Origin of the sequence: Flavobacterium branchiicola, from assembly GCF_018383905.1 — a bacterium.
Taxonomy (GTDB): Bacteria; Bacteroidota; Bacteroidia; order Flavobacteriales; family Flavobacteriaceae; genus Flavobacterium; species Flavobacterium branchiicola.
Window position 1 is genome coordinate 34,969 of sequence record NZ_JAGYWA010000007.1, and the last position, 24,113, is coordinate 59,081.

General features: G+C 36.1%; 19 protein-coding genes and 1 pseudogene. 18 read left to right on the forward strand and 2 right to left on the reverse strand.

What is annotated here, in order from left to right; translation table 11 throughout:
- The first annotated feature begins 36 nt into the window (after nucleotides 1-36).
- From fucP to KHA98_RS17545, 9 genes are all read left to right on the forward strand, one after another.
- Nucleotides 37-1,326 carry an L-fucose:H+ symporter permease gene (gene fucP, locus KHA98_RS17505; protein ID WP_213259190.1) on the forward strand — a complete coding sequence of 430 codons (1,290 nt, stop codon included), beginning with the start codon at nucleotides 37-39 and terminating at the stop codon, nucleotides 1,324-1,326.
- A gap of 52 nt (nucleotides 1,327-1,378) precedes the next feature.
- Nucleotides 1,379-2,998, forward strand: coding sequence for a UxaA family hydrolase (locus tag KHA98_RS17510; protein WP_246522405.1), 1,620 nt, complete (start codon nucleotides 1,379-1,381; stop codon nucleotides 2,996-2,998).
- Nucleotides 2,999-3,098: 100 nt separating this feature from the next.
- Complete coding sequence (locus tag KHA98_RS17515) at nucleotides 3,099-3,863, forward strand: SDR family NAD(P)-dependent oxidoreductase (protein WP_213259192.1); 765 nt, start codon at nucleotides 3,099-3,101, stop codon at nucleotides 3,861-3,863.
- Nucleotides 3,864-3,869: 6 nt separating this feature from the next.
- Nucleotides 3,870-4,607: a (Fe-S)-binding protein gene (locus KHA98_RS17520; RefSeq protein WP_213259193.1), complete on the forward strand. Its 738-nt coding sequence runs from the start codon at nucleotides 3,870-3,872 to the stop codon at nucleotides 4,605-4,607.
- 48 nt (nucleotides 4,608-4,655) lie between these two features.
- The gene (locus tag KHA98_RS17525) at nucleotides 4,656-6,023 is read left to right on the forward strand and encodes a lactate utilization protein B (RefSeq protein ID WP_213259194.1); all 1,368 of its coding nucleotides are present in this window, start codon (nucleotides 4,656-4,658) and stop codon (nucleotides 6,021-6,023) included.
- A 24-nt stretch (nucleotides 6,024-6,047) separates the two neighbouring features.
- Nucleotides 6,048-6,632, forward strand: a complete 585-nt coding sequence (locus KHA98_RS17530; RefSeq protein ID WP_213259195.1) for a LutC/YkgG family protein — start codon at nucleotides 6,048-6,050, stop codon at nucleotides 6,630-6,632.
- 23 nt (nucleotides 6,633-6,655) lie between these two features.
- Nucleotides 6,656-7,510 (forward strand): fumarylacetoacetate hydrolase family protein, encoded by an 855-nt coding sequence (locus KHA98_RS17535; protein WP_213259196.1) that lies wholly within the window; start codon nucleotides 6,656-6,658, stop codon nucleotides 7,508-7,510.
- A gap of 154 nt (nucleotides 7,511-7,664) precedes the next feature.
- Nucleotides 7,665-9,296, forward strand: a complete 1,632-nt coding sequence (locus tag KHA98_RS17540) for a beta-N-acetylhexosaminidase (protein ID WP_213259197.1) — start codon at nucleotides 7,665-7,667, stop codon at nucleotides 9,294-9,296.
- A 97-nt stretch (nucleotides 9,297-9,393) separates the two neighbouring features.
- Complete coding sequence (locus KHA98_RS17545) at nucleotides 9,394-11,703, forward strand: glycoside hydrolase family 20 protein (protein ID WP_213259198.1); 2,310 nt, start codon at nucleotides 9,394-9,396, stop codon at nucleotides 11,701-11,703.
- Nucleotides 11,704-11,743: 40 nt separating this feature from the next.
- Here KHA98_RS17545 and KHA98_RS17550 read toward each other — a convergent pair whose 3' ends face one another.
- On the reverse strand, nucleotides 11,744-12,994 hold the full coding sequence (locus KHA98_RS17550) for a PepSY-associated TM helix domain-containing protein (protein ID WP_246522407.1): 1,251 nt from the start codon (nucleotides 12,992-12,994) through the stop codon (nucleotides 11,744-11,746).
- A 124-nt stretch (nucleotides 12,995-13,118) separates the two neighbouring features.
- Between KHA98_RS17550 and KHA98_RS17555 the strand changes: the two genes are divergently transcribed.
- From KHA98_RS17555 to KHA98_RS17595, 9 genes and pseudogenes are all read left to right on the forward strand, one after another.
- Nucleotides 13,119-15,524, forward strand: a complete 2,406-nt coding sequence (locus tag KHA98_RS17555) for a TonB-dependent receptor (protein WP_213259199.1) — start codon at nucleotides 13,119-13,121, stop codon at nucleotides 15,522-15,524.
- 360 nt (nucleotides 15,525-15,884) lie between these two features.
- A complete protein-coding gene (locus tag KHA98_RS17560) occupies nucleotides 15,885-16,313 on the forward strand; it encodes an organic hydroperoxide resistance protein (RefSeq protein WP_213259200.1) in 429 nt (142 codons plus the stop codon).
- Nucleotides 16,314-16,443: 130 nt separating this feature from the next.
- Complete coding sequence (locus tag KHA98_RS17565) at nucleotides 16,444-17,448, forward strand: nitrilase-related carbon-nitrogen hydrolase (RefSeq protein WP_213259201.1); 1,005 nt, start codon at nucleotides 16,444-16,446, stop codon at nucleotides 17,446-17,448.
- Between the two features lie 206 nt (nucleotides 17,449-17,654).
- Nucleotides 17,655-18,959 (forward strand): epoxide hydrolase family protein, encoded by a 1,305-nt coding sequence (locus KHA98_RS17570; RefSeq protein WP_213259202.1) that lies wholly within the window; start codon nucleotides 17,655-17,657, stop codon nucleotides 18,957-18,959.
- A 57-nt stretch (nucleotides 18,960-19,016) separates the two neighbouring features.
- Nucleotides 19,017-19,238, forward strand: a complete 222-nt coding sequence (locus tag KHA98_RS17575; RefSeq protein WP_213259203.1) for a DUF2798 domain-containing protein — start codon at nucleotides 19,017-19,019, stop codon at nucleotides 19,236-19,238.
- A 95-nt stretch (nucleotides 19,239-19,333) separates the two neighbouring features.
- Nucleotides 19,334-19,924, forward strand: a complete 591-nt coding sequence (locus tag KHA98_RS17580) for a TetR/AcrR family transcriptional regulator (protein ID WP_213259204.1) — start codon at nucleotides 19,334-19,336, stop codon at nucleotides 19,922-19,924.
- Nucleotides 19,925-20,050: 126 nt separating this feature from the next.
- Nucleotides 20,051-20,752, forward strand: a complete 702-nt coding sequence (locus KHA98_RS17585; RefSeq protein ID WP_213259205.1) for an SDR family oxidoreductase — start codon at nucleotides 20,051-20,053, stop codon at nucleotides 20,750-20,752.
- A 280-nt stretch (nucleotides 20,753-21,032) separates the two neighbouring features.
- The gene (locus KHA98_RS17590) at nucleotides 21,033-21,452 is read left to right on the forward strand and encodes a helix-turn-helix domain-containing protein (RefSeq protein WP_213259206.1); all 420 of its coding nucleotides are present in this window, start codon (nucleotides 21,033-21,035) and stop codon (nucleotides 21,450-21,452) included.
- 298 nt (nucleotides 21,453-21,750) lie between these two features.
- Nucleotides 21,751-21,858: pseudogene (locus tag KHA98_RS17595) on the forward strand (transcriptional regulator); the annotation flags it as partial.
- A gap of 903 nt (nucleotides 21,859-22,761) precedes the next feature.
- Here KHA98_RS17595 and KHA98_RS17600 read toward each other — a convergent pair.
- Nucleotides 22,762-24,087: an OmpA family protein gene (locus tag KHA98_RS17600; RefSeq protein WP_213259207.1), complete on the reverse strand. Its 1,326-nt coding sequence runs from the start codon at nucleotides 24,085-24,087 to the stop codon at nucleotides 22,762-22,764.
- Nucleotides 24,088-24,113: the final 26 nt, after the last annotated feature.

The following is a 24,113-nucleotide window of genomic DNA, read 5'->3' on the forward strand; positions in this document are numbered from 1 at the left end:
ATAATTCTAAAAAAGTACAATTTTAATAAAAAACATATGGCATTAGTAACAGAGATAGAAGTTCGGCAAAATGTTGGTTCTAAAGAAAATAAGAAATGGCTGTTTCCTTTTATACTGGTAACCAGTTTGTTCTTTTTCTGGGGATTCGTGCACAACTTAGATCCCATACTTATTCCGCATTTAAGAAAAGCATTTAATCTAACCGATTTAGAATCTTCTTTAATTGATTCTTCTGTATTTGTTGCTTATTTTTTCATGGCTTTGCCCGCGGGTTATATCATGAGAAAATACGGTTATAAATCCGGTATTATGATCGGATTAATTTTATTCGGTATTGGTTCAATTTTGTTTGTCCCGGCAGCCAATTCGTTACAGTATATTTATTTTTTAGGTGCTTTGTTTGTTATAGCTTGTGGACTTACCTTTTTAGAAACAGCAGCTAATCCCTATGTAACGATATTGGGGCCGGCAGAAACAGCGACAAGACGATTGAACTTTTCGCAATCCTTCAACGGACTGGCGGCGTTTATTGCCCCGGCCTATATAGGACCAATGATTTTATCCGGAAAAAATTTAACGCAGGCCGAAATGGATGCTATGCCCGCTGCACAATTGCATGCCTATGTTTTAGAAGAAGCAGCAAGTGTAAAAATGCCTTATCTGATTTTGGGATTAATTATACTTTCAGTAGCATTGGTGTTTTACTTTACCAATATGCCCGATGTGAAAGAGGAAGATAAAGAAGGAGCAGAAGGAGCCAGTTTTGCCGGAGCCTTAAAATCAATGCGTTTGCGATGGGGAATTTTAGCGCAGTTTTTCTACGTTGGAGCACAAGTTTGTGTGGGGAGTTTTTTTATAAAAATGGCTACAACTTCAGCAGGTTTGGCAGAAGATGTAGCGGCTAAATATTTAGGTTTCTTTGGACTGGCATTTATGTTAGGCCGTTTTGCCGGAACATTCTTCATGCAATACATTCAGCCAAGAAAATTACTGATCATTTATGCCATCATCAATATTCTTTTATCAATAGTTGCCATAACAGGATCAGGAATGATTGTGGTATATACCTTAATCGCAATCGCCTTTTTTATGAGCATTATGTTTCCTACTATTTTTTCAATGGGAATTGACGGATTAGGACACAATACAAAAATTGGTTCTTCCTTGATTGTAATGGCAATTGTGGGTGGTGCATTACTGCCTCCGGTTCTGGGATTGATTTCAGATCTTACAGGAAGCATTCAGTACGGTTATGTCGTTCCGTTGATCTGTTTTTCAGTAATACTATTGTTTGCATTTAACGGACATAAAACAAATAAAGCATAAATTCTATTTATATAATATGTTAGAAAACGGAGTTAAAAGATCGGTGATAAAAATGCACCCCAATGATAATGTGCTGGTGGCTTTAACAGATCTGGCAAAAGGAGAAAGTGTTACTTTTGAGGGAGTGGCTTATGTTCTTGAAGATACCATAAAAGCAAAACATAAATTTTATACAACGGATTTAAAACAAGGATCTGAAATCACGATGTATGGCGTTTTGGTAGGTAAGGTACAAAATGATGTAGCGAAAGGAAGTCTTATGACAACCGATAATCTGAAACACGCAGCAGAACCTTATCAATACCGTCATGTTGATTTTAAATGGCAGGCACCAGACGTTTCAAAGTATAAAAACAGAACTTTTAACGGATATAAAAGAAGTGACGGACGTGTTGGAACCGCCAATTATTGGTTGTTTGTTCCGACTGTATTTTGTGAAAACAGAAATCTGGATGTAATTCGCGAAGCACTTCACAATGAATTGGGATATTCAGTAAGTGATAAATACACACGATATACACATTATTTACTAGAAGCTTATAAAAATGGAGAAAATCTGGATGCTATTGATGTACAATTGACACCAGATCAAAATGCCAACAGAATTTTTAAAAATGTTGATGGGATAAAATTTCTAAATCATCAGGGAGGCTGCGGCGGTACACGTCAGGACGCGGCTACTTTAAGTGCTTTATTGGCCTCGTATGCCAATCATCCTAATGTAGCTGGAATAACGCTATTGAGTTTAGGATGTCAGCATTTACAGATTCAGGATTTTGTAAACGATGTAAAAAAACAAAATCCGGCCTTTGATAAACCTTTATTGGTTTTTGAACAGCAACAGTCAAAAAGTGAAGAACAATTAGTAGCTGCTGCCATCAAACAAACTTTTGAAGGATTAATCGAAATAAATAAATACGAAAGAAGTCCGGCACCTTTAAGCGAATTGTGTCTGGGAGTAAAATGTGGCGGCAGCGATGGATTTAGCGGTGTTTCGGCAAATCCTGCGGTAGGATATACTTCAGATTTATTGGTAGCTTTAGGAGGAAAAGTACTTCTGGCTGAATTCCCAGAACTGTGCGGTGTTGAGCAAAACCTGATTGATCGTTGTACAAGTGAACCAATTGCAAAAAAATTCATTAATTTAATGCAATCTTATGATGCTTTGGCACATAAAGTAGGTTCGGGTTTTCATATGAATCCGTCACCGGGAAATATCAAAGACGGCTTAATAACCGATGCCATAAAAAGTGCCGGAGCGGCCAAAAAAGGAGGAACAGCGCCCGTTGTAGATGTATTGGATTATACAGAACCCGCAACAAAAGCAGGTTTGAGTTTGGTTTGTACACCCGGAAATGATGTTGAAGCCACAACCGGAAAAGCAGCATCGGGAGCGACATTAATATTGTTTACCACCGGATTAGGAACCCCAACAGGAAATCCGGTTTGTCCGGTTATCAAAGTGGCGACTAATTCAGTTTTGGCAAAAAAAATGAGTGATATCATTGATATTGATTGCGGCCCAATCATTAGCGGAGAAAAAACAATTGAAGAAATGGGAGAAGATATTTTGGAATATTGCATCAAAGCAGCAAGCGGCGAAATCATTCCAAAAGCCGTTTCTCTAAATCAGGATGATTTTATTCCATGGAAACGTGGTGTATCTTTATAATAATTATGAGTTATAAATTATAAATTATAAATTATAAATTATAAATTATTTAATCTTAGCGTTTAAAGTCTAACAATCTAAGATCTAAAAATCTAATTATATGTTTTCATTACAAAATAAAAAAGCAGTTGTTACAGGCGGCGGCAGCGGAATCGGAAAAGCAATCTCGGCGCTGTTCGCAAAACAGGGAGCAGAAGTTCATATTATAGAACTTACAGAAGAAAGTGCCAAAACAGCCGTTGAAGAAATTACAGCAAACGGAGGAAAAGTATTTTCGCATGCCTGTAATGTGGCCAACCAGACAGAAGTACTGGCGACATTTGAAAAAATTGGAAATATTCATATCCTGATCAATAATGCCGGTATTGCACATATCGGAAAAGTAGACACAACACCCGAAGCCGATTTTGACCGAATAATGAATGTAAACGTAAAAGGTGTATACAATTGTTTACATGCTGCGATACCGCAATTTAGAGCTTCAGGCGGAGGTGTTATTGTAAACATGGCATCTATTGCAGCCTGGGTTGGTATTCCGGATCGATTTGCTTATTCTACAGCAAAAGGAGCCGTTATGGCCATGACCTTATCCGTTGCCAAAGATTATATAGGAGAAAATATTCGTTGTAATTCGATTTCCCCAGCAAGAGTACATACGCCTTTTGTAGACGGATTTATCTCAAAGACATATCCGGGTAAAGAAGCCGAAATGTTTGAAAAATTATCCAAAACACAGCCTATTGGCAGAATGGCAAAACCAGATGAGGTTGCCTCTTTGGCTTTGTTTTTATGCAGTGACGAATCTGGTTTTGTAACCGGTTGCGATTACCCTCTTGATGGAGGTTTTATTAAATTAAATAACTAGGTTACAATGAAAATTGCCTTATTCATACCCTGTTATATCGATCAGTTTTACCCCAATGTGGGTATTGCTGCTTTGCAGTTATTGCAAAAACTGGGTTGTGATGTTACATTTCCTTTAGAGCAGACCTGTTGTGGTCAGCCTATGGCAAATAGTGGTTTTGCAAGTTTGAGTAAAGGCTGTGACCGAAATTTTGTCAAGAATTTTTCAGGATTTGATTATATAGTAGCGCCTTCAGGAAGTTGTGTTTTGCATGTAAAAGAACATTTGCAGGATGCCGAAAACCCACAGGAAGCAGCTCATATTCGGAATACCGTTTATGAATTGACAGAGTTTCTGACTGATATTTTAAAAGTAAAAAGTCTTAAAGCGCGCTTTCCGTATAAAGTTGGTTTGCACAACAGCTGCCACGGACAAAGAGGTCTGCACCTTTCTTCGATGACAGAGCAAATGTTACCTGAGTTTTCTAAACCCGAACAATTATTAAATCTGGTGGAAGGGATTGAATTAAGAAGACCGGAACGAAATGACGAATGCTGTGGTTTTGGAGGCACTTTTTGTGTTTTTGAAGAAGCAGTAAGCGTTAAAATGGGAAAAGACAGAATCAAAGAACACGAAGTCAACGACGTCGATTTTATTACAGGAGGCGATACCAGTTGTCTGATGCATTTGGAAGGTCTTCTTAAAAGAAAAGGAAGCAAAGTAAAAACCATTCATATTGCCGAAATACTGAATAGTTTAGTTTAAAAATAAAAGTGATACTCTTAAAAAAGAGAACACATAATACAAAGAAAGATGACGGTAAAACATGCTGCATTAGCAGAAAAGTTTATAGCTGACGAGCCCAGAACCGACTGGCACGATGAAACCCTGTGGTTTGTTCGCGCTAAGCGTGATAAGGCGGCTCATGGCTTACCGGAATGGGAACAATTAAGAGAATGGGGTTCGCAGATTAAAAACCGCACACTTTCTAATCTGTCCAATTATCTGATAGAATTTGAAAAAAATGCCATTGCCAACGGTATAAAAGTACACTGGGCAGCCGATGCCAAAGAGCACAATGAGATAGTACACGAGATTATCAAAAAACATGGTATTCAGAAAATCGTGAAAAGCAAAAGCATGCTTACCGAAGAATGCCATTTGAATGAATACTTGCAGGATCACGGCATAGAAGTAGTCGACACCGATTTGGGAGAACGTATTGTTCAATTTAGAAAAGAACCACCAAGTCATATTGTATTGCCTGCAATTCATTTAAAAAAAGAAGATGTAAGTGCTACTTTTCACGAACATCTTCAAACCGAAAAAGGAAATAATGACCCGCAATATTTAACGGAAGCAGCTAGACAACACCTGCGAAATAAATTTGTAGAATCGCAATTGGCCATCACAGGAGTCAATTTTGCGATTGCAGAAACAGGAGGTTTTGTAGTTTGTACCAATGAAGGAAATGCCGATATGGGAGCGCATACTGCCCCTGTACACATAGCCTGTATGGGCTTTGAAAAATTAATTCCGAAAGCGGAACATTTAGCCGTATTTTTAAGATTACTGGCAAGAAGCGCAACTGGTCAGCCTATTACGACGTACTCAAGTCATTTTCATAAACCGAGACCCAATCAGGAAATGCATATCGTTATTGTAGATAATGGTCGCAGTAAACAATTGGGAAGGGAAGATTTTAGAAACTCATTAAAATGCATTCGCTGCGCCGCTTGTTTTAATACTTGTCCGGTATATCGCAGAAGCGGTGGACACAGTTATCATACCGCCGTGGCAGGCCCAATTGGTTCTATTTTGAATCCGAATCTGGATATGAAAGCCAATGCCGATTTGCCTTTTGCCTCTACTTTGTGTGGAAGTTGCAGTAATGTTTGTCCGGTGAAAATTAATATTCATGAACAATTATGGAAATGGAGACAAGTAATTGTTTCTGAGGGATATGTTGCAGCAAGTAAAAAAATAAGCATGAAAGGAATGAACTATGTATTCTCTAATCCTAAAATTTACCGAATGATGGGTAAAATAGGAAGATGGGGAATGCGCGTATTTCCGTTTATGATAAAAAATAAAGCAAATCCGTGGTTTAAACAAAGAGAAATGCCGGAAGTTCCCAAAGAATCCTTTCGGGACTGGTATTTAAAAAACGGAAAAAACTAAAAATAAAGCAAGCAATAAGAACGTATGAACGCAAGAGAAAAGATATTAAACAGTATAGCAATGAATCAGCCAGAATTGGTTCAGGAACCTGTTATTGATATCAGCGCTGTTATTCGTTATGAAGATACTTATAAGCAGTTTAAAACTGTACTGGAAAGCATTGGCGGTAAAACAGAACTGATTTCTGATATATTGGTACTTCGCGAACAATTAATAGCAGACAAAGCAAGTGGAAGTTTTGTTGTAAATGCTATTTCACAATTGGGAGAAATAGATCAACAGGCTGCTTTTATGTCAGCGTTTGAATTGGAGAAATTAGAAAAAGCCTATATTAAAGGAACCATCGCAGTAGCCGAAAATGGAGCTGTCTGGATTTATGAGAGCCAAATGATCAACCGACTTGTTCCTTTTATTTGTCAGCATTTGATTTTGGTAATAGATAAAAAAGATTTGGTTGATACACTACATCAGGCCTACGAAAAACTTGACGCAGCAAAAGAAGGGTTTGGAGCTTTTATAGCCGGGCCTTCAAAAACAGCCGATATAGAACAGTCTCTGGTAATAGGAGCACACGGTGCAAGAAGCGCTACGATTTATGTAATTGAATAAGAACAATATAATAAAGTACTAAAATGAAACTAATACGATTTGGAGAAGCCGGTAAAGAAAAACCAGGTGTTTTAATAGACGAAAAAAGATTTGACGTATCAGCAATAGTGAGCGATTACAACGAAGCTTTTTTTGAAGAAAACGGATTAGAAAAACTTAAAAAAGCATTAGAAAGCAATTCTTCTTTGCCAGAAGTAGATGCTTCTGTACGTTTAGGATCGCCGGTTGCAAGACCTTCAAAAATTATTTGCATCGGATTAAACTATGTAGATCATTGCCGTGAAACCAATGCCCCAATTCCAACTGAGCCTATTATCTTTTTTAAATCGACAACTTCTTTATGCGGACCAAATGATGATTTGATCATTCCGAAAAACAGCCAAAAAACAGATTGGGAAATTGAACTGGCTTTTGTAGTAGGTAAAAAAGCAAGTTATGTAGAAGAAGCAGAAGCTTTAGATTATGTGGCGGGTTATGCTTTGCTAAATGATTACAGCGAAAGAGAATTTCAGATAGAACGTGGCGGACAATGGACAAAGGGTAAAGGATGCGATACATTTGCTCCACTTGGACCCTTTTTGGCAACTCAGGATGAAATTGCAGATGTGAATAATATACCAATGTGGCTGACAGTAAACGGAAAAACATTCCAAAATAGTAATACTTCTAATCTGGTATTTAAAATCCCGTTTTTAGTACATTATTTAAGTCAGTTTATGACGTTGCTTCCAGGCGATATCATCAGTACAGGAACGCCTCCGGGTGTTGGTTTAGGAATTAAACCGGAACCTTTGTACTTAAAAGCCGGAGATGTGGTAGAATTAGGAATGGATGGTTTAGGAAGCAGTAAACAGCTGGCTGTACCTTATACAAAATAGATTTATATAACCTCTCGGGGAACTAATAAAGCACACAGAAACATAAATTATTAAGTTTCTGTGTGCTTACATAATTGGTCTTGATTTGTGCTAAAAGTGTTATCGTACACACATAGTTTTTTTAGTTTTTAATAATAATTAATAAAATGTAAACATGGTGAAGTCATTTTTCTTTTCGCTTCTTTTTTGCAGCACGTTGTCGTTTGCTCAAGAAGTAAATATCATACCTCAACCGGTAAAAGTGGTTAAAAATGCCGGAAATTTTGTGATTAATTCGCAAACCAGTTTGGTTGTTGCAAATGCAGGAGATAATGCGACAGCAACTTTCCTTAATAAATATTTGTCTGATTATTATGGTTTTGTTTTGCCGGTTTCAAAAAAAGCAGCTAAAAATTCGATTAAGTTAGTCAGCAAAAAAAATATTGAAGGGTTAAAAGGAGAAGGTTATACTTTTAAATCAGATAAAAATGGAGTTGAGATTACGGGAAATTCGGCTATCGGGACTTTCTACGGAATGCAAACTCTTATTCAGTTATTACCTGTAGAAAAAAGCAATAGTCTGGCGATTGCGGCTGTAGAAGTAAATGATGAACCCCGTTTTGTGTACAGAGGTGCAATGCTGGATGTTGGGCGTCATTTCTTTCCCGTATCCTTTGTAAAAAAGTACATTGATTATCTGGCTTTACATAAATTAAATTATTTTCACTGGCACCTGACCGAAGATCAGGGTTGGAGAATTGAAATCAAAAAATACCCTAAACTAACCGAAATAGGATCAAAAAGAAACGGAAGTATTATTGGCAAGTATCCGGGAACAGGAAGCGATAATACTCCGGAACAAGGCTTTTATTCGCAGGAAGAAGTAAAAGAAATTGTAAAATATGCTGCAGATCGATTTATTACAGTCATTCCGGAAATCGAAATGCCTGGACACAGCAGCGCAGCAATTGCGGCTTATCCGGAGCTGAGTTGTTTTCCAAACGAGAAAACAAAACTTCCTGATAATATGATTTCAAATCAGAGTAAAAAAGAAATGGCCGCCGGAAGAAATAAAGTCGTTCAGGAAACCTGGGGCGTACATGCCGATGTATTTGTGCCAACTGAAAATACGTTTCAATTTTTAGAAGATGTTCTGGATGAAGTGGTGGCTTTATTTCCTTCAAAATACATTCACGTAGGTGGTGACGAATCTCCAAAGGATAACTGGAAAAGAAGCGAATTTTGCCAACAATTAATAAAAGAAAAAGGATTGAAGGATGAACATGAACTTCAAAGCTATTTTATTCAGCGCATAGAAAAATACATCAACAAAAAAGGAAGAACACTTATTGGCTGGGACGAAATTTTAGAAGGCGGATTGGCACCAAACGCAGTAGTAATGAGCTGGAGAGGTGAAGAAGGCGGAATTGCAGCAGCCAAGGAAAATCATCAGGTTATTATGACTCCAGGCAGTCACGTTTACTTAGATCATTCGCAGACTAAAAATGAGAAAGAAGTCACTATTGGCGGATTTTTACCTTTAGAAAAAGTATACAGTTATGAGCCCGTTCCTAAAGAACTGAATGAGCAGCAAGCTAAATACGTTTTGGGTGCTCAGGGAAATGTCTGGACAGAATATATGGCCAATCCGGCAAAAGTAGAATACATGATTTTTCCGCGTTTGAGTGCTTTAAGCGAAGTTTTATGGTCGCCAAAAGAAGGCAAAAACTGGAATCAGTTTCAAACCAAAATTGAAACCATGAAAAAGCGTTATACTATTTGGGGAGCCAATTATTTTAAGGAATAATACGATCAGGATTATGATAAGACAGCTCAATGCGGGCTGTCTTTTTTATATAAAGACAAACCAGAGATTCATCTTTAGGAACTAATTTTTAGTAAATATGAAAAGAATAATTTTAGCCCTTTCGCTATTAATAACTGTTGGCTTAAAAGCGCAAAATACAGTTCACATTATCCCGCAACCCGTTAGTTTAGAAACAAAGGAAGGAAGTTTTGTTTTGGATAATACAACAATTGTAAAAGTTGAAAATGGAGACAAAGAAACTCAGAAAGTGATTCATTTTTTTACCGAATATGTAAAACGAGTTACCGGATTTGAGTTAAGTCAGTCTAAGAATAAAGGAAAAGAGATTGTTTTTAGTATCGGAAAAATAGAAGGAATCGGGGACGAAGGTTATTTGTTATCGGTAAATTCTAAAGAGATTCAGATCAAAGCAAATTCTTCAAAAGGATTATTTTACGGAGTACAATCCTTATTGCAAACAATGCCTTTTAGCCGAACCAATGTAATAGTTCAGATTCCCGGAATGGAAATAAAAGATTATCCCCGTTTTAAATGGAGAGGGATGATGCTCGATGTAAGCCGTCATTTTTTTGCACCTGAACTGGTAAAAGAATTTATCGATTTATTGGCTGCTTACAAAATGAATGTTTTTCACTGGCATTTGGTTGATGGAGCAGGATGGCGTTTAGAAATTAAAAAATATCCGAAACTAACACAACAAGCTGCGTGGCGGGTTGACGATTATGGAAAATCATGGAACTGGTCTGAAGTCGAATTTAATGCCGACAGAAATAAAGCAACTTATGGAGGTTATTACACACAGGAACAGGTAAAAGAGATTGTCGCTTATGCTGCAAACCGAAACATAACCGTTGTACCGGAAATTGAAATGCCGGGACATTCAGAAGCTGCTATGGCTGCTTATCCGGAACTTTCCTGTAATTCTAAAAACAATTTTGCACAGTCCGGAAATTTTTTGGCCAGTAAGGTCGAAAGTAATTATTGCGCAGGAAATGATAAAGCTTTTGATTTTTTACAAGATGTCTTAACAGAAGTGATGGCAATTTTTCCTTCAAAGTATATTCATATTGGGGGAGATGAAGTAGACAAAACGAGTTGGAAACACTGCGCTAAATGCCAGGCCAGAATGCAAGCGGAAAACCTGAAAGATGAAAAAGAACTGCAAAGTTATTTTATTCGAAGAATGGAAAAATTTCTGGTTGCCCATAACCGTAAAATGATTGGCTGGGATGAAATTCTGGAAGGCGGACTGGCTCCGGAAGCGACCGTTATGAGCTGGCGAGGTGAAGCAGGAGGTATTGAAGCGGCAAAAATGGGACATGACGTCGTGATGACACCAGGTTCTCCCTATTATTTTGATCATTATCAGGGAGATCCGGAAACCGAACCACTAGCGATTGGAGGATTTAATACGCTGAAAAAAGTATATACTTATGATCCAATTCCGGTAGAATTAACCAACGAAGAAGCCAAACGCGTTATGGGCGCACAGGCCAATTTATGGACCGAATATATTACAACAGCAGAACAGGTAGAATATATGATTCTTCCTCGTTTACTTGCCTTGTCAGAAGTGTTATGGTCACCAAAAGAACAGCGCAACTGGACCAATTTTACCCAACGTTTGCAACCTCATTTTGCCGGTTTTGAACAAAGAGGAATTCGCTATTCGAAAGGAAATTTTAAAGTTGATATTTTGCCGGTTGTTACAAATAACCAACTTTTGATTCAACTTGATACAGACCATCCTGAAGCTGTAATTTATTATACTACAGATGGAAGCTTACCTTCTGCAACAAGTATTAAATATGAAAAACCATTTGTAGTAAACAGTTCTATGACTGTAAAAGCGATTATGACATTGCAGAATAAAGTAATGAGTACAAAACCGGCCGAACAATCTTTTACATTTAATAAAGCCACAGGAAAAACAATAAGTTATGCGAATCCTTTCAGCACTCATTATCGCGCTAACGGAACCAATACACTTATTGACGGTTTTAGAGGTACAAAAGATATTGGTAAGCAATGGCACGGATTTGATGGAAAAGATTTAGTAGCAATCATTGATTTAGGAACTAATTCGACAATTAGCAGTATCACATTAGGATGTATTCAGAATTGGAGTCAGTGGATTTTTTTACCGCAATGGGTAAAGTTTGAAGTATCGCAGGATGGCATCAATTTTACTGAAGTAAAAACAGTAACCAATTCAATTTCTGCTACAGAAAAAGAGATTCAAATAAAAGACTTTACGGCTAAATTTGCAGCGCAAAAAGCAAAGTTTGTTCGTGTTACTGCCAAAAACTTAGGTCAGTGTCCCGCGGGACATCCGGGTGAAGGGCAAACGGCCTGGTTATTTGTAGATGAAATTATGGTAGAATAAAAAAAAACAATTTTTGGTGCTTAAAAAGGATAAGACGATTTTAATAAATTGCCTTATCCTTTTTTTTAGAAACCGTTTTTACAACAGACTTTTTCTTCGCTTTTTTCTTCTTTTTAAGCCAAATCATAAATCCCGTAATGGGCAGACTTGCAGCAATAAGACTTGCGAGAAAAGCGATGATTTTACCAAATAAACCAAAAAATCTTCCGGTATGAACTTCATAATTGGAAGCTTCTACAACATCGGCAGTATTAAAATCTTCATATAATTTATAGCGAATCATTTGTCCAGTTTCGGCATTAAAATAAAACGTATTTTGTTTTCGGTACCAATTATACGGATAGAGCATTCTAACCCTAAGTTCGCCCGTTTTTTTTATAGAAAAGGTAATAGTGTTTGCTCCGGGATAAATCTTATCTAAAGTTTTGTAAATTCCGTTATAACGAACCGCTAAATTTTCATCTTCAGCAAGAACCTTTGACTCGACTTTTTTACCGTCACTCAGTTCTGTTCCGGTTAAGAATGCGGCGGCATTTTTTACTTCTTTAAAAGCAAAAAACAAACCTGTAAGTACAATAACAATTAAAAAGAAAGAAGCATAAAAACCCAAAACATTATGCAAATCGTAGTTGACACGTTTAAAAGAACCACTCCATTTAATACTCAATGATTGTTTTAAAGATCTCATTTGTTGCGGAAACCATAAAATCAATCCCGTAACAAGCATCAGCATAAAAATGACAACTGCCCAACGCTGTATAAAACTTCCGGTTTCGCCTAAAAGTAAATTCGTATGCAGTTTTCTAACTACAGTAAGCCAGTCTTGTTTTTCACTATTAATTAAATTGCCCTCATAAGGATTAAAATAAAAAGTCTTCTTTTTTGTTCCCAGTTCAACAGTAGCGTTGGGAGCTTTTTTATTTATTTTGATTGAAGTGATTTTTTCCTTTGGAAACTCTTTTTGAAAATTAGCTACAATTTTTTCAAGTCCGGTAAACGGTTTTTCCTGAATGGGAACATACAATCTTTCCTCTTTGCTAAAACTTCTGATCTCTTCTTCAAAAACATAAATACAGCCTGTAATACTAATTATAAAAACAATAATTCCTGTTGCCAGTCCCAACCACAAATGAATTTGGCGGGCTACATTTTTGATTTGTTTAAGATTAGGCAGTGAAATCATAAAGTAAATGATGTTATTATATTGAAGATTCTTAGGCAATTCGCGCAAATATAGCTGTATTTTAGAAGCAGTCCAAATAATAATTAGCTGATTAATGGCTTCTTCCAAGTCCTTTTTAGAGCGGTATTTTTGAGCATTTTATTTCTGAAAAAATAACCTTTTACTTTTGATAGATTAAAATAAATATTGTTCTTTTGCGGCTCAATTTAGAATAAGTTTAAATAAGAACAATATGAAAGAATCTTTACAATTAATTTCCTCTTTTATAAAGTCTGCAGGTCTTCAAATACCATCCTTAAATAACAAAGCAGCATTTTTGCTGTTGTTTACATTTTTGAATTTTGGGTTTCTTCAGGCGCAAACAACAACAGGACAAATTTCGGGAAGTGTAATCACAAATGACGGAAATGCAAGTCAGGGTGTATTGGTAAAACTGGTAGAAATTAATAAAACGGCAGTAACGAATTCAGCCGGAAATTACGAATTTAAAAAAGTTCCGTTAGGAAAATATACTTTAGAAGTAAGCATGTCCGGTTATGAATCTTCATTAGAAACAGTAGAAATTACAGAGCAAACGGCATCAGTTTCTGTAGATATCAAAGTAAATTCATCGATAGAGAATTTAGAAGATGTTGTCATCCGAACAGGAGGAAACCGATTTGCCAAAAAAGAAAGTTTTGATGTGGCAAAAATGCCTTTGAAAAACATTGAAAATTCTCAGGTTTATATCGTAGTCAGCAAAGAATTAATGAAGGAACAAGTGGTAACAGATTATAACAGTGCCTTTAAAAATGTTCCGGGAGCTGGTATTGCCGAAGTTAGAAATCAGGGAAGAACAACCTCAATGTCACGTGGTTTTCCTACTCCACAAGTAGTTAGAAACGGGGTTGGAAGTTTTACATACACTACGATCGATCCTTCCAACTTAGAGCGCATCGAAGTAATTAAAGGGCCATCTGCAACACTTTTTGGAAGTACTTTATCATCCTTTGGAGGTTTATTTAATCGTGTTACCAAAAAACCGTTTGACACTTTTAAAGGTGAAGTCTCGTATTCTGCTGCAAGCTGGGATCTTAACCGATTGACTTTTGATGTAAATACACCAATAAATGAAGATAAAACCGCTTTGTTAAGAATCAATACCGCTTTGCATAGTGAAAGAAGTTTTCAGGATGCAGGTTTTAACAGAAACTTCTCAATCGCTCCAAGTTTTTCATACAAAATCAATGACAGATTAGACCTTTTAATCGATATTGAGTTTAGCCTTTACAAAGCAACTTCGCCAACGAGATTGGCGCCCTATACAAAAGGAACAGCTACAAGTATTGAACAGCTTGAAATACCATATAAATTGTCTTATGCTAATAATACTATTAGTTACAACAGTCAGCAATACAATATTTTTACGCAGTTAAAATATAAAATTGATGATAACTGGACTTCACAAACTATTTTATCCCGAACAAGATCTTCTTCTGAGGGTTATGTTGTGGCACTGACTATGATGTCAAATACGACATTAAGACAACAGGTTACGTATCAGGATTCACCATTTTACGGTACCGATATTCAGCAGAATTTTATTGGTCAGTTTAATATCGGAAAACTGAAAAACAGAGTAGTAGCCGGTCTTGATTTTTACAGCCTGCGTGCGACAAGAAATGATGCAACAGTAAATATGCCGGCAATGGATTATAAAAAACCGGGTGCAGCATACAACAATTTTAATATACAGAAAGTAGAGCCAATGTTTGCGACTGCAACGTTTAATAATTTAGTTTCAAACGATGAAAATACATACAGTGCCTATGTTTCTGATGTATTGAATGTTACTGACAGATTATTGGCAATGGGAGGTATTCGTGTTGATCGATATGAGAATAAAGGAACGTATTACCCAAGTCTGGATTCGATTGCAGGAAATTACAACCAAACAGCATTTTCTCCAAAATTTGGGATAGTATATCAGGTACTTAAAGATAAGATTGCCGTGTTTGGAAATTATATGAACGGATTCAGTAACGTTTCGGGTTCAGATTATTATGGAAATACTTTTAAACCCAATCAGGCGAATCAGTTAGAAGGAGGGATTAAATTTGATCTTCCTAAAATATCGGCAACGCTTAGTTATTATGATATTGATGTTACAAATATAACACGTGACGATCCGGATCATGCCAATTTTTCTATTCAGGACGGAACTCAGGTTAGTAAAGGTTTTGAAGCAGAGCTGATTGCCAATCCAATTTCGGGATTAAACATTGTGGCGGGTTATACGTATAATGACAGTAAATACGAAAAAAGTAATGCAAGTGTTCAGGGCTTAAGGCCAAGTACGGCAGGATCGCCAAGAACGGCAAATTTATGGGCAAGTTACAGGATTGTAACAGGGCGCGCGCAAGGTTTAGGAATTGGTTTTGGAGGAATTTACGGAAGTGAATATTATCAAACCAATACAGCAACTTTCAAGTTCTCGATTCCGTCTTATACCGTTTTAGATTGTTCGCTTTTCTACGATCAGCCGAAATACAGAATTGGTCTGAAAGTAGACAATTTAACCAATGAAAAATATTGGTCGTACCGACTTGCTGCTCAAAACCCAACGCGTTTAACAGCAAATGTAACGTTTAAGTTCTAAGTCTTTTCAGGCTTCAATAATAGCATCTTATAAATTTATAAAAGGGATTATTTCATGATAAATGAAATAATCCCTTTGTTATTTAAGTACATTGATGAGGTTTTTATAACTTTGTTATTCCATTCTAAAAGACTTGGAATACAGTGAGTTGTATTCATTAGTTTTTAAAATTGCCTACTAGATATTTAACGGCATTTTGTTTTTAATTCTTCAGATTACCAGATGTCAGTTTCAGGTACTATTTTGTCCGTTTGGAGAAAATGGTGATTGTCACAGCTGTATTGCTGCTCTACCTTTGTTCAGGAATTTTAGAAGAATTCAAAAAAACAAACATTATAAAAAAACTAAATTTTAGAAACAATGGAAAATTTAAATCAAGACAGCAAAGTACTTTATACTGGATCAACAGTTACTACAGGTGGACGTGAAGGTTCATCACAAAGTTCAGACGGACGTTTGAATATCAAATTAACACCTCCAGGCGGAAGAGGAGAAGGAACTAATCCTGAACAATTATTTGCAGCCGGATGGTCAGCTTGTTTTTTGGGAGCAATGGGCAAAGCTGCCGTAGCACATAACCTGAAACTTCCTGCAGATGCTACTGTAAATGCAGATGTAGATTTGGTATTATCAGAAGCAACGGGTTATTCACTTCAGGCACGTCTTAATATCTCACTTCCGGGGATTGAAAAAGAAACAGCAAAATTAATTGCAGAAGCGGCTCACTTATTATGTCCGTATTCAAAAATGTCACACGGAAATATAAATGTGGAAACAAACATTTTGTAAATAGTTAATAAAAGGGACAATAGTCCCTTTTGTAGCTGATAGGAATAATGACAACTCATCGGCTGTCATTTTTTTAGCTAAAATAAATGACCGATAAGTCATATTTTAAAAAACAGTAATAATTAATCTCATGAAAAATAAAATAAAAACAGCAGGCGACAAAATAGTAAGAGTCGCAGCGGTACAGATTAGCCCGGTTTTATATAGCAAACGAGGGACAATTGATAAGATAGTAAAGAAAATTACAGAACTAGGAGAACAAGGAGTAGAATTTGCGACTTTTCCGGAAACCATTATACCTTATTATCCTTATTTCTCTTTCATTCAGGCTCCTTATGCAATGGGAAAAGAGCATTTAAGACTTTTAGAAGAGTCTGTTGTAGTTCCTTCTGCTGATACAGATGCAATAGGTAAAGCAGCAAAAGAGGCAAATATGGTTGTTTCGATAGGCGTTAATGAACGCGACGGAAGTACAATCTATAATACACAATTACTTTTTGATGCAGACGGAACTTTAATTCAACGCCGACGCAAACTTACACCAACTTATCATGAAAGAATGGTTTGGGGACAAGGTGACGCTTCCGGACTTCGTGCTGTTGACAGTACTGTAGGACGTATTGGGCAGTTGGCCTGTTGGGAACATTATAATCCGTTATTTCGTTATGCTTTAATAGCAGATGGCGAACAAATACATTCTTCAATGTATCCCGGATCTTTTTTGGGTGACTTACATAGCGAGCAAATCGAACTTAACGTACGTCAGCATGCACTCGAATCAGCCTCATTTGTTGTGGTTGCTACAGGATGGCTGGATGCAGATCAGCAGGCACAGATTGCAAAAGATACAAACGGTCCGGTTGGTCCAATTTCAGGTGGATTTTTTACTGCTGTTATTGGTCCTGACGGAAGAATAATTGGCGAACCGCTTAAATCTGGTGAAGGTGAAGTTATTGCCGATATTGATTTAACAGAAATAGAACTCCGTAAAAGATTGATGGACGCAAGAGGTCATTACAATCGTCCGGAATTATTAAGTCTTCATATTGATCGTACTGCAACAGCTCCTGTTCACGAACGAGTTACTTATACAGAATCTGTAGCGCAAAACCGCAAAGAGTTTTTAGGAGAATAATTTAGATTAAAAGAAGTTTGATACAGATGTTTTTAATGTATTGATAATCATGCTTTAATGATTGTTTGATTACTCACAAATCAAAATGTCCGTTTCAGAACTTTCTTAGTCCGCCTCACTACTTTAATGCTTTTGTATAGCTATTGACCGCTATACCTTTGACCTATCAAATTAAAAATGGCACTAAATAATTAAAAAGGAAAAAAATGAAAACAAGAAAAATGAATGGAAGAAAAATTGCCGGTACAATTATTACTGCAGCATTCTTACTATTCGTAAACACAGGTTCTGCACAGAAATCTACTGTTGCCGAAAAAAATAAATCAGAACAAATTCGTCCGTTTAAAGTTAAATTTTCTGAAGCCGAAATAAGCGACTTGCGCCAACGTGTTTTAGAAACAAGATTTCCGGATCAGGAAACTGTTGAAGATCAGTCTCAGGGAGCAAAACTTTCTAAAATGAAAGAATTGATAAAATACTGGGGAACAAAATACGACTGGAGAAAAGCAGAAGCAAAACTAAATGCTTATCCTCAGTTTGTAACAAAAATAGATGGCGTAGATATTCACTTTATCCACGTTCGTTCTAAAGAGAAAAATGCAATGCCACTTATTTTAACACATGGCTGGCCGGGATCTATATTTGAATTTATCAGAGTAATAGATCCATTAACAAATCCTGTTGCTTATGGCGGAAAAGCCGAAGATGCTTTTGATGTTATTATACCTTCTTTACCAGGTTTTGGTTTATCAGGTAAACCTACAGAAGCCGGATGGGATATTGACAGAATAGCAAAAGCCTGGGGCGTTTTAATGAACCGTTTAGGTTACCAACATTATGTTGCTCAGGGCGGTGACTGGGGTGCAGGTATAGTAAATTCAATGGCGATACAAATGCCATCAGGATTATTGGGAATTCATAGTAATTTGCCACCAACATTACCAAACGAAGCAGGAAAAGCATTGGCAAGTGGAGTAGTGCCCGAAGGATTTTCTAAAGAAGAAGCTGATGCATTTTCTCATTTAAGTAAAACGATTAAAGATGGCGGTTTTACTTATAAAATGACAATGGCAACACGATCACAAGCATTAGGTTACGGCATAACAGATTCTCCATCCGGATTGGCAGCGTGGCTTTTATTACACCCCGGTTTTTTTAACTGGTCGTATGGTACAGATCCAAAGCAATACCCGACCAAAGATGATGTTTTAGATAATATTTCACTTTACTGGCTTACCAATTCTGCTACATCTTCTGCTAGAATTTACTGGGAGAACAGAAAATATGAAAATGTAAGTGCCAGTTCAATGAAAACAGATCAGATTACTTTGCCGGTTGCTATTACAGTATTTCCAGAAGATGTTTATACTTCACCGGAATCATGGGCAAAACGCGCATTTCGCAATCTGAGTTACTTTCATATAGTAGATAAAGGCGGACATTTTGCAGCCTGGGAACAACCTCAGCTTTTTACCGAAGAACTAAGACTTGCTTTTAAGTCACTGCGTTAAATTTAATACAGACCGCAAATCATTGATTTGCGGTCTTTTTATAAGATAAAAAATAAAATGAAACAAAGAATCGTAACTGCCTTTATTATGGGATTCATAACAACAGGCATTATGTCATTTTCTTTAATTAGCCTCAATATTGGTTTTACAGAAGTCTTTATAACCAAATGGCTCAAATCCTGGAGAACGGCGTACATAATAATTGTTCCCGTAATTCTTTTGATTGGTCCCAAAGTACAACAGTTTGTGGCTTATATATTTAGAAAAAAAGAGGATTAATAAACTTAAAGCAAATACTACCATAAATAAATTTTATAGTAAAGATAAAATCAAAATATACTATTTAGTATATTTGTACTCTAATTCAAAACAAAATGTTGACAAAAGCGGAAAGAACGAAACAATTTATATTAGAAACTGCGGCTCCTATTTTTAATCAAAAAGGAATTGCAGGAGCCAATATTGATGATGTTCTCGAAGCTGCAAAACTTACAAAAGGCTGTCTTTACGGACATTTTGAAGGGAAAGAAGATCTTTCGATTCAGGTCGTAGATTATATGCTAGATACTATGGGGAAAAAATTATTGACGACTGTCAGTAATTTAAGTACGGCCAAAGCAAAAAGTTTTACTTATTTAGATTTCTATAAAAATCCTTTGATAACAACAATCGAGGGCGGTTGTCCTATCTTTAATATGGCAGTAGAATCAGACGATACTTTTCCGGCTATCAAAGCAAAAGTGGCAAATACATTAAAAGAAGAGCATGAATTATTTGCTTCGATTTTGAAAAAAGGTATTGAAGATGGAGAGTTTTCGACTAAACTCGAACCCGAAGCTTATGCTTTTAAAGCCATTTCGGCACTTAAAGGAGGAGCTGTATTATGCAGAACTATGAATACGGCAAAGCCAATGCAAGGACTTATTAAAAGTCTGAAAGAAGAATTAGAAAGTTATTCGATATAATTTTTTTAGCCAATAATATACTTTTTAGTATATTTTATTTAAAGTTAAAATAGAAAAACATAAAAATAACGTCACAATATAAAATATACTAAAAAGTATAAAATATCAATTTAAATAGATTAAAAAATGAAAACATCAGGAAATACAGTATTCATTTCAGGCGGAAGCGCCGGAATTGGTTTCGCCTTTGCTAAAAAATTAAGTGCAGCAGGAAATAAAGTTATTATTAACGGACGAAGTGAAGAAAGACTTCAAAATGCCGTGAAAGAATTAGACAATGCTTTTGCTATTCAGGGAGATTTATCGGTAGAGGCAGACCGCATCAAGATCGCCAAAGAACTAGCAGAAAAATTTCCGGAGGTTAATATTGTGATTAATAATGCCGGTGCAGCAATCCTGAATGATTTAAGTGACACGGCAAATAATGCAGCCGAAAAAGCTTTTCAGGAAATCAATACCAACTATCTAAGTATTATCGATTTTACCCGTTTGGTATTGCCAAATTTATTGCAACAGGAAGAAGCCGCAATTGTAAATGTTACTTCTATTGCAGCCTTTAGATCAAACAAATATCTGCCAACCTATTCGGCCAGCAAAGCCGCTTTGCACAGCTATACACAAGGACTAAGAATTACCTATGAAGAACAATCTAATCTAAATATTTTTGAAATTTATCCTCCTTTGGTAAACACCGATTTTTCTGCTGAAATTGGCGGCGCAAACGGAATTGCTCCATCAGAAGTTGCAGATGAATTGCTTTTGGGATTAGAAAACAATCAATTTGATATCTTGGTTGGAGACTCAAAAAAATTTTCAGACAGAGTATAATCTGGTTGCAATCTGAATAAAAAAACGAGTACCTCAGCATTTCAGAATTTTTAAAATCAGGGCGTGCCACCAATAAAAGAAAGACCCAATCAACTTTGCGTTCATTGGGTCTTTCTTTTATTGCTGTCGGGCTTTCGCAGCTACTTCGGTAGCTTAGCTCTATCCCTCACGCGGGCAATCGTATTTACAAGAATTTGCCAGTTATTTAGTAATTTTTTATTTTTAATAAATTCATGTCTCAAAAATCGTACTTTTGTTTAAAAGCAATACTTTTTGAATTATGAGCACACTATCAAAACCAAATCATATAGGGCGAAAAATTAGCCGAATTCGTGAACTAAGAGACATGAAGCAAGAAGCTTTGGCAAATGCTTTAGGAACAAACCAGCAAGCTATTTCAGCTATGGAAAATAGTGAAACAATCGAAGATGAAAAACTACAAGCAGTTGCAAAAGCTTTGGGGGTAAATGTGGACGCTCTTAAGAATTTTTCAGAAGAAAATGTAATTAATTATTTCAATAGTTTCTATGATAATAGTGGCAAAGGACAGATACTAAATAATTCTTGTACTGACCTTACTTTTAATCCATTAGAAAAATTAATTGATGCTTACGAAGAAAACAAAAAACTTTACGAACGTTTAGTTCAGTCAGAAAAAGACAAAGTTGAGTTTTTAGAAAAAATATTGAAGGATAAATAGTTCTTCTTTTTGTCAATCAAAAAGCCTAATAAACAGTAACGTTTATTAGGCTTTTTTAATATCAGGAAAATATTCCGTAGGAATATCTGCCCGGTAGACCAAAATTTGAATTGCGGTTTTACGTTCCATAGGAACGTTTGATTAATAATCCATATATTTATTTCTGTAAAAAAAAACAAGTGTCCCTACAGGACACAATCCACAATCTTTCTACCGGGCAGATATTCCTACGGAATATTGAATAATGTTATTAATATTTGCTGATGCGTGTGTTTCGCGCGTGTTAACGGGGATTTATGAAAAATTAATTGATGCTTACGAAGAAAATAAAAAACTTTATGAACGTTTAGTTCAGTCAGAAAAAGACAAAGTTGAATTTTTAGAAAAAATATTGAAGAATAAATAGTTCTTCTTTTTGTCAATCAAAAAGCCTACTAAACAGTAACGTTTATTAGGCTTTTTTGATATGAGGAAAATATTCCGTAGGAATATCTGCCCGGTAGACCAAAATTTGAATTGCGGTTTTACGTTCCATAGGAACGTTTGATTAATAATCCATATATTTATTTCTGTAAAAAAAACAAGTGTCCCTACAGGACACAATCCACAATCTTTCTATTTTTTTCTACCAGGCAGATATTCCTACGGAATAGTGAATAATGTTATTAATACTTTGCTATTGCATGTGTTTCGACAGTGTTCACGGGGATTTATAAAAAAATAATTGATACTTACGAAGAAAATAAAAGCTTTACGAACGTTTAGTTCAGTCAGAAAAAGATAAAGTTGAGTTTTTAGAAAAAATATTGAAGAATAAATAGTTCTTCTTTTTGTTTATCAAAAAGCCTAATAAACAGTAACGTTTATTAGGCTTTTTTGATATGAGGAAAATATTCCGTAGGAATATCTGCCCGGTAGACCAAAATTTGAATTGCGGTTTTACGTTCCATAGGAACGTTTGATTAATAATCCATATATTTATTTCTGTAAAAAAACAAGTGTCCCTACAGGACACAATCCACAATCTTTCTATTTTTTTCTACCAGGCAGATATTCCTACGGAATAGTGAATAATGTTATTAATACTTTGCTGGTGCATGTGTTTCGACAGTGTTCACGGGGATTTATAAAAAAATAATTGATACTTACGAAGAAAATAAAAGCTTTACGAACGTTTAGTTCAGTCAGAAAAAGATAAAGTTGAGTTTTTAGAAAAAATATTGAGGGATAAATAGTGCTTCATTTTGTAAAATAAAAAAAGCTGTCTCATTACGAGACAGCTTTTTTTGGATAAAATCTATTGAATTAACTAGTTTGTATTCTCAATATTAATTGAAACTCTACGGTTTAAAGCTTTGTTTGCATTTGAAGTATTTGGAACCAAAGGTTCACTTTCACCTTTAGAGAACAAATGCATTCTGTTGGATTCAATTCCCTTGTTTCTTAAATAATCTGCTACGGCCTGAGCTCTCTGCATTCCGATTTCTGAGTTGCGTGACTCTGTACCAATATTGCACGTATATCCTGTAATATTCACTTCGGTAGAGTTGCTTTCTTTTAGGATTTTTGCAATTTCATCAAGTCTTGAAGCTAACTGTGGTGAAACAGCTGTATTCCCTACTTCTTGAAAAGCCAAAGGTTTTTCAATGTAAGCACGCTGATCGGCTGTTACTTCTTTTGGTTTAGCAGGAGCAGGTACCTCAGCCACTTTTTGTGGTACAGGATCAGGTTGCTTTGTTGCCACAACAGGAGCTTCAGTTTTTGGTTCAGCTACGGTAGTTTTTACAGGTTCTTGCTTGTTTTTATTTAGCATAAAGCCAAGTTTTAACTGAATTCCCGCAGAAAAATAACGGCTTTCCTCAACAATTTGTTTGTTGCCGATAACACCTTTTGCCTCAGCCGCATTTAATCCGCTAGGACTATAAGAAACAATATTTTGGTTTGGAGTGTCTTTAGCCAAATCTGTTAAACCGTAATCTGCGTAAACTCCCGTATACAATTGCAAATTATCTTTAAGTTTAAAAGTAAGACCGGTTTCTACACTTAGTAAAAATACAGTTTCAAGACTAACAGTAGTTTTATCCTGCCAGTTGGTTACTTTTCCAAATCCGTGTGAAGGTAAATCATCAATCACAAGATTTAAATCAGGATAATAACCGCTAAGTTGTAACTCGCTCGCAGAGGCTTCTACGGTTTGTTTGCCCGGAAACAATACTTTTCCTCCAAATCCTAAATACCATTGTGTCTGGCTCGCCATCATCGTTCGGTATTGTAAAAGTACCGGTATTGCAAAAGAAATAAAGTGTTGCTCTTCTTTATAACCCTTTGGTGTTACGCGATATTCAAAAGCTGAGGTTTGATCGTCAACTTCATAAGAGTTGATTGTTGTTCCATCATTAAGTTTAAAACTATTTTGATTGTACATAAAATCAACACCAGTAGCAATTCCCCAATGATTACTGAAGAAATGCGTATATCCAACTCCTAATCCTCCTCCAAATTTCAGTTCGCCATCACCCACGGGGCTGTCATAAAGAATTCCAGACAGCCCTCCGTTGAGTTTAATGTTAATTTCCTGAGCATTTGTATTAAGGTTATATAATAAAAATAGGCCTATTACGATTTTAAATTTCATTTTCATCTGTTTTTTAATTAAATCCC

Excerpts from the sequence above, each read along its gene's own strand:
- KHA98_RS17535 (WP_213259196.1), top strand. The coding sequence starts at position 6,656 with ATGAAACTAATACGATTTGGAGAAGCCGGTAAAGAAAAACCAGGTGTT.
- fucP (WP_213259190.1), top strand. The coding sequence starts at position 37 with ATGGCATTAGTAACAGAGATAGAAGTTCGGCAAAATGTTGGTTCTAAA.
- KHA98_RS17600 (WP_213259207.1), bottom strand. The coding sequence starts at position 24,087 with ATGAAATTTAAAATCGTAATAGGCCTATTTTTATTATATAACCTTAAT.
- KHA98_RS17555 (WP_213259199.1), top strand. The coding sequence starts at position 13,119 with ATGAAAGAATCTTTACAATTAATTTCCTCTTTTATAAAGTCTGCAGGT.
- KHA98_RS17515 (WP_213259192.1), top strand. The coding sequence starts at position 3,099 with ATGTTTTCATTACAAAATAAAAAAGCAGTTGTTACAGGCGGCGGCAGC.
- KHA98_RS17545 (WP_213259198.1), top strand. The coding sequence starts at position 9,394 with ATGAAAAGAATAATTTTAGCCCTTTCGCTATTAATAACTGTTGGCTTA.
- KHA98_RS17570 (WP_213259202.1), top strand. The coding sequence starts at position 17,655 with ATGAAAACAAGAAAAATGAATGGAAGAAAAATTGCCGGTACAATTATT.
- KHA98_RS17530 (WP_213259195.1), top strand. The coding sequence starts at position 6,048 with ATGAACGCAAGAGAAAAGATATTAAACAGTATAGCAATGAATCAGCCA.
- KHA98_RS17560 (WP_213259200.1), top strand. The coding sequence starts at position 15,885 with ATGGAAAATTTAAATCAAGACAGCAAAGTACTTTATACTGGATCAACA.
- KHA98_RS17525 (WP_213259194.1), top strand. The coding sequence starts at position 4,656 with ATGACGGTAAAACATGCTGCATTAGCAGAAAAGTTTATAGCTGACGAG.
- KHA98_RS17510 (WP_246522405.1), top strand. The coding sequence starts at position 1,379 with ATGCACCCCAATGATAATGTGCTGGTGGCTTTAACAGATCTGGCAAAA.
- KHA98_RS17540 (WP_213259197.1), top strand. The coding sequence starts at position 7,665 with ATGGTGAAGTCATTTTTCTTTTCGCTTCTTTTTTGCAGCACGTTGTCG.
- KHA98_RS17590 (WP_213259206.1), top strand. The coding sequence starts at position 21,033 with ATGAGCACACTATCAAAACCAAATCATATAGGGCGAAAAATTAGCCGA.
- KHA98_RS17565 (WP_213259201.1), top strand. The coding sequence starts at position 16,444 with ATGAAAAATAAAATAAAAACAGCAGGCGACAAAATAGTAAGAGTCGCA.
- KHA98_RS17580 (WP_213259204.1), top strand. The coding sequence starts at position 19,334 with ATGTTGACAAAAGCGGAAAGAACGAAACAATTTATATTAGAAACTGCG.
- KHA98_RS17585 (WP_213259205.1), top strand. The coding sequence starts at position 20,051 with ATGAAAACATCAGGAAATACAGTATTCATTTCAGGCGGAAGCGCCGGA.
- KHA98_RS17520 (WP_213259193.1), top strand. The coding sequence starts at position 3,870 with ATGAAAATTGCCTTATTCATACCCTGTTATATCGATCAGTTTTACCCC.
- KHA98_RS17575 (WP_213259203.1), top strand. The coding sequence starts at position 19,017 with ATGAAACAAAGAATCGTAACTGCCTTTATTATGGGATTCATAACAACA.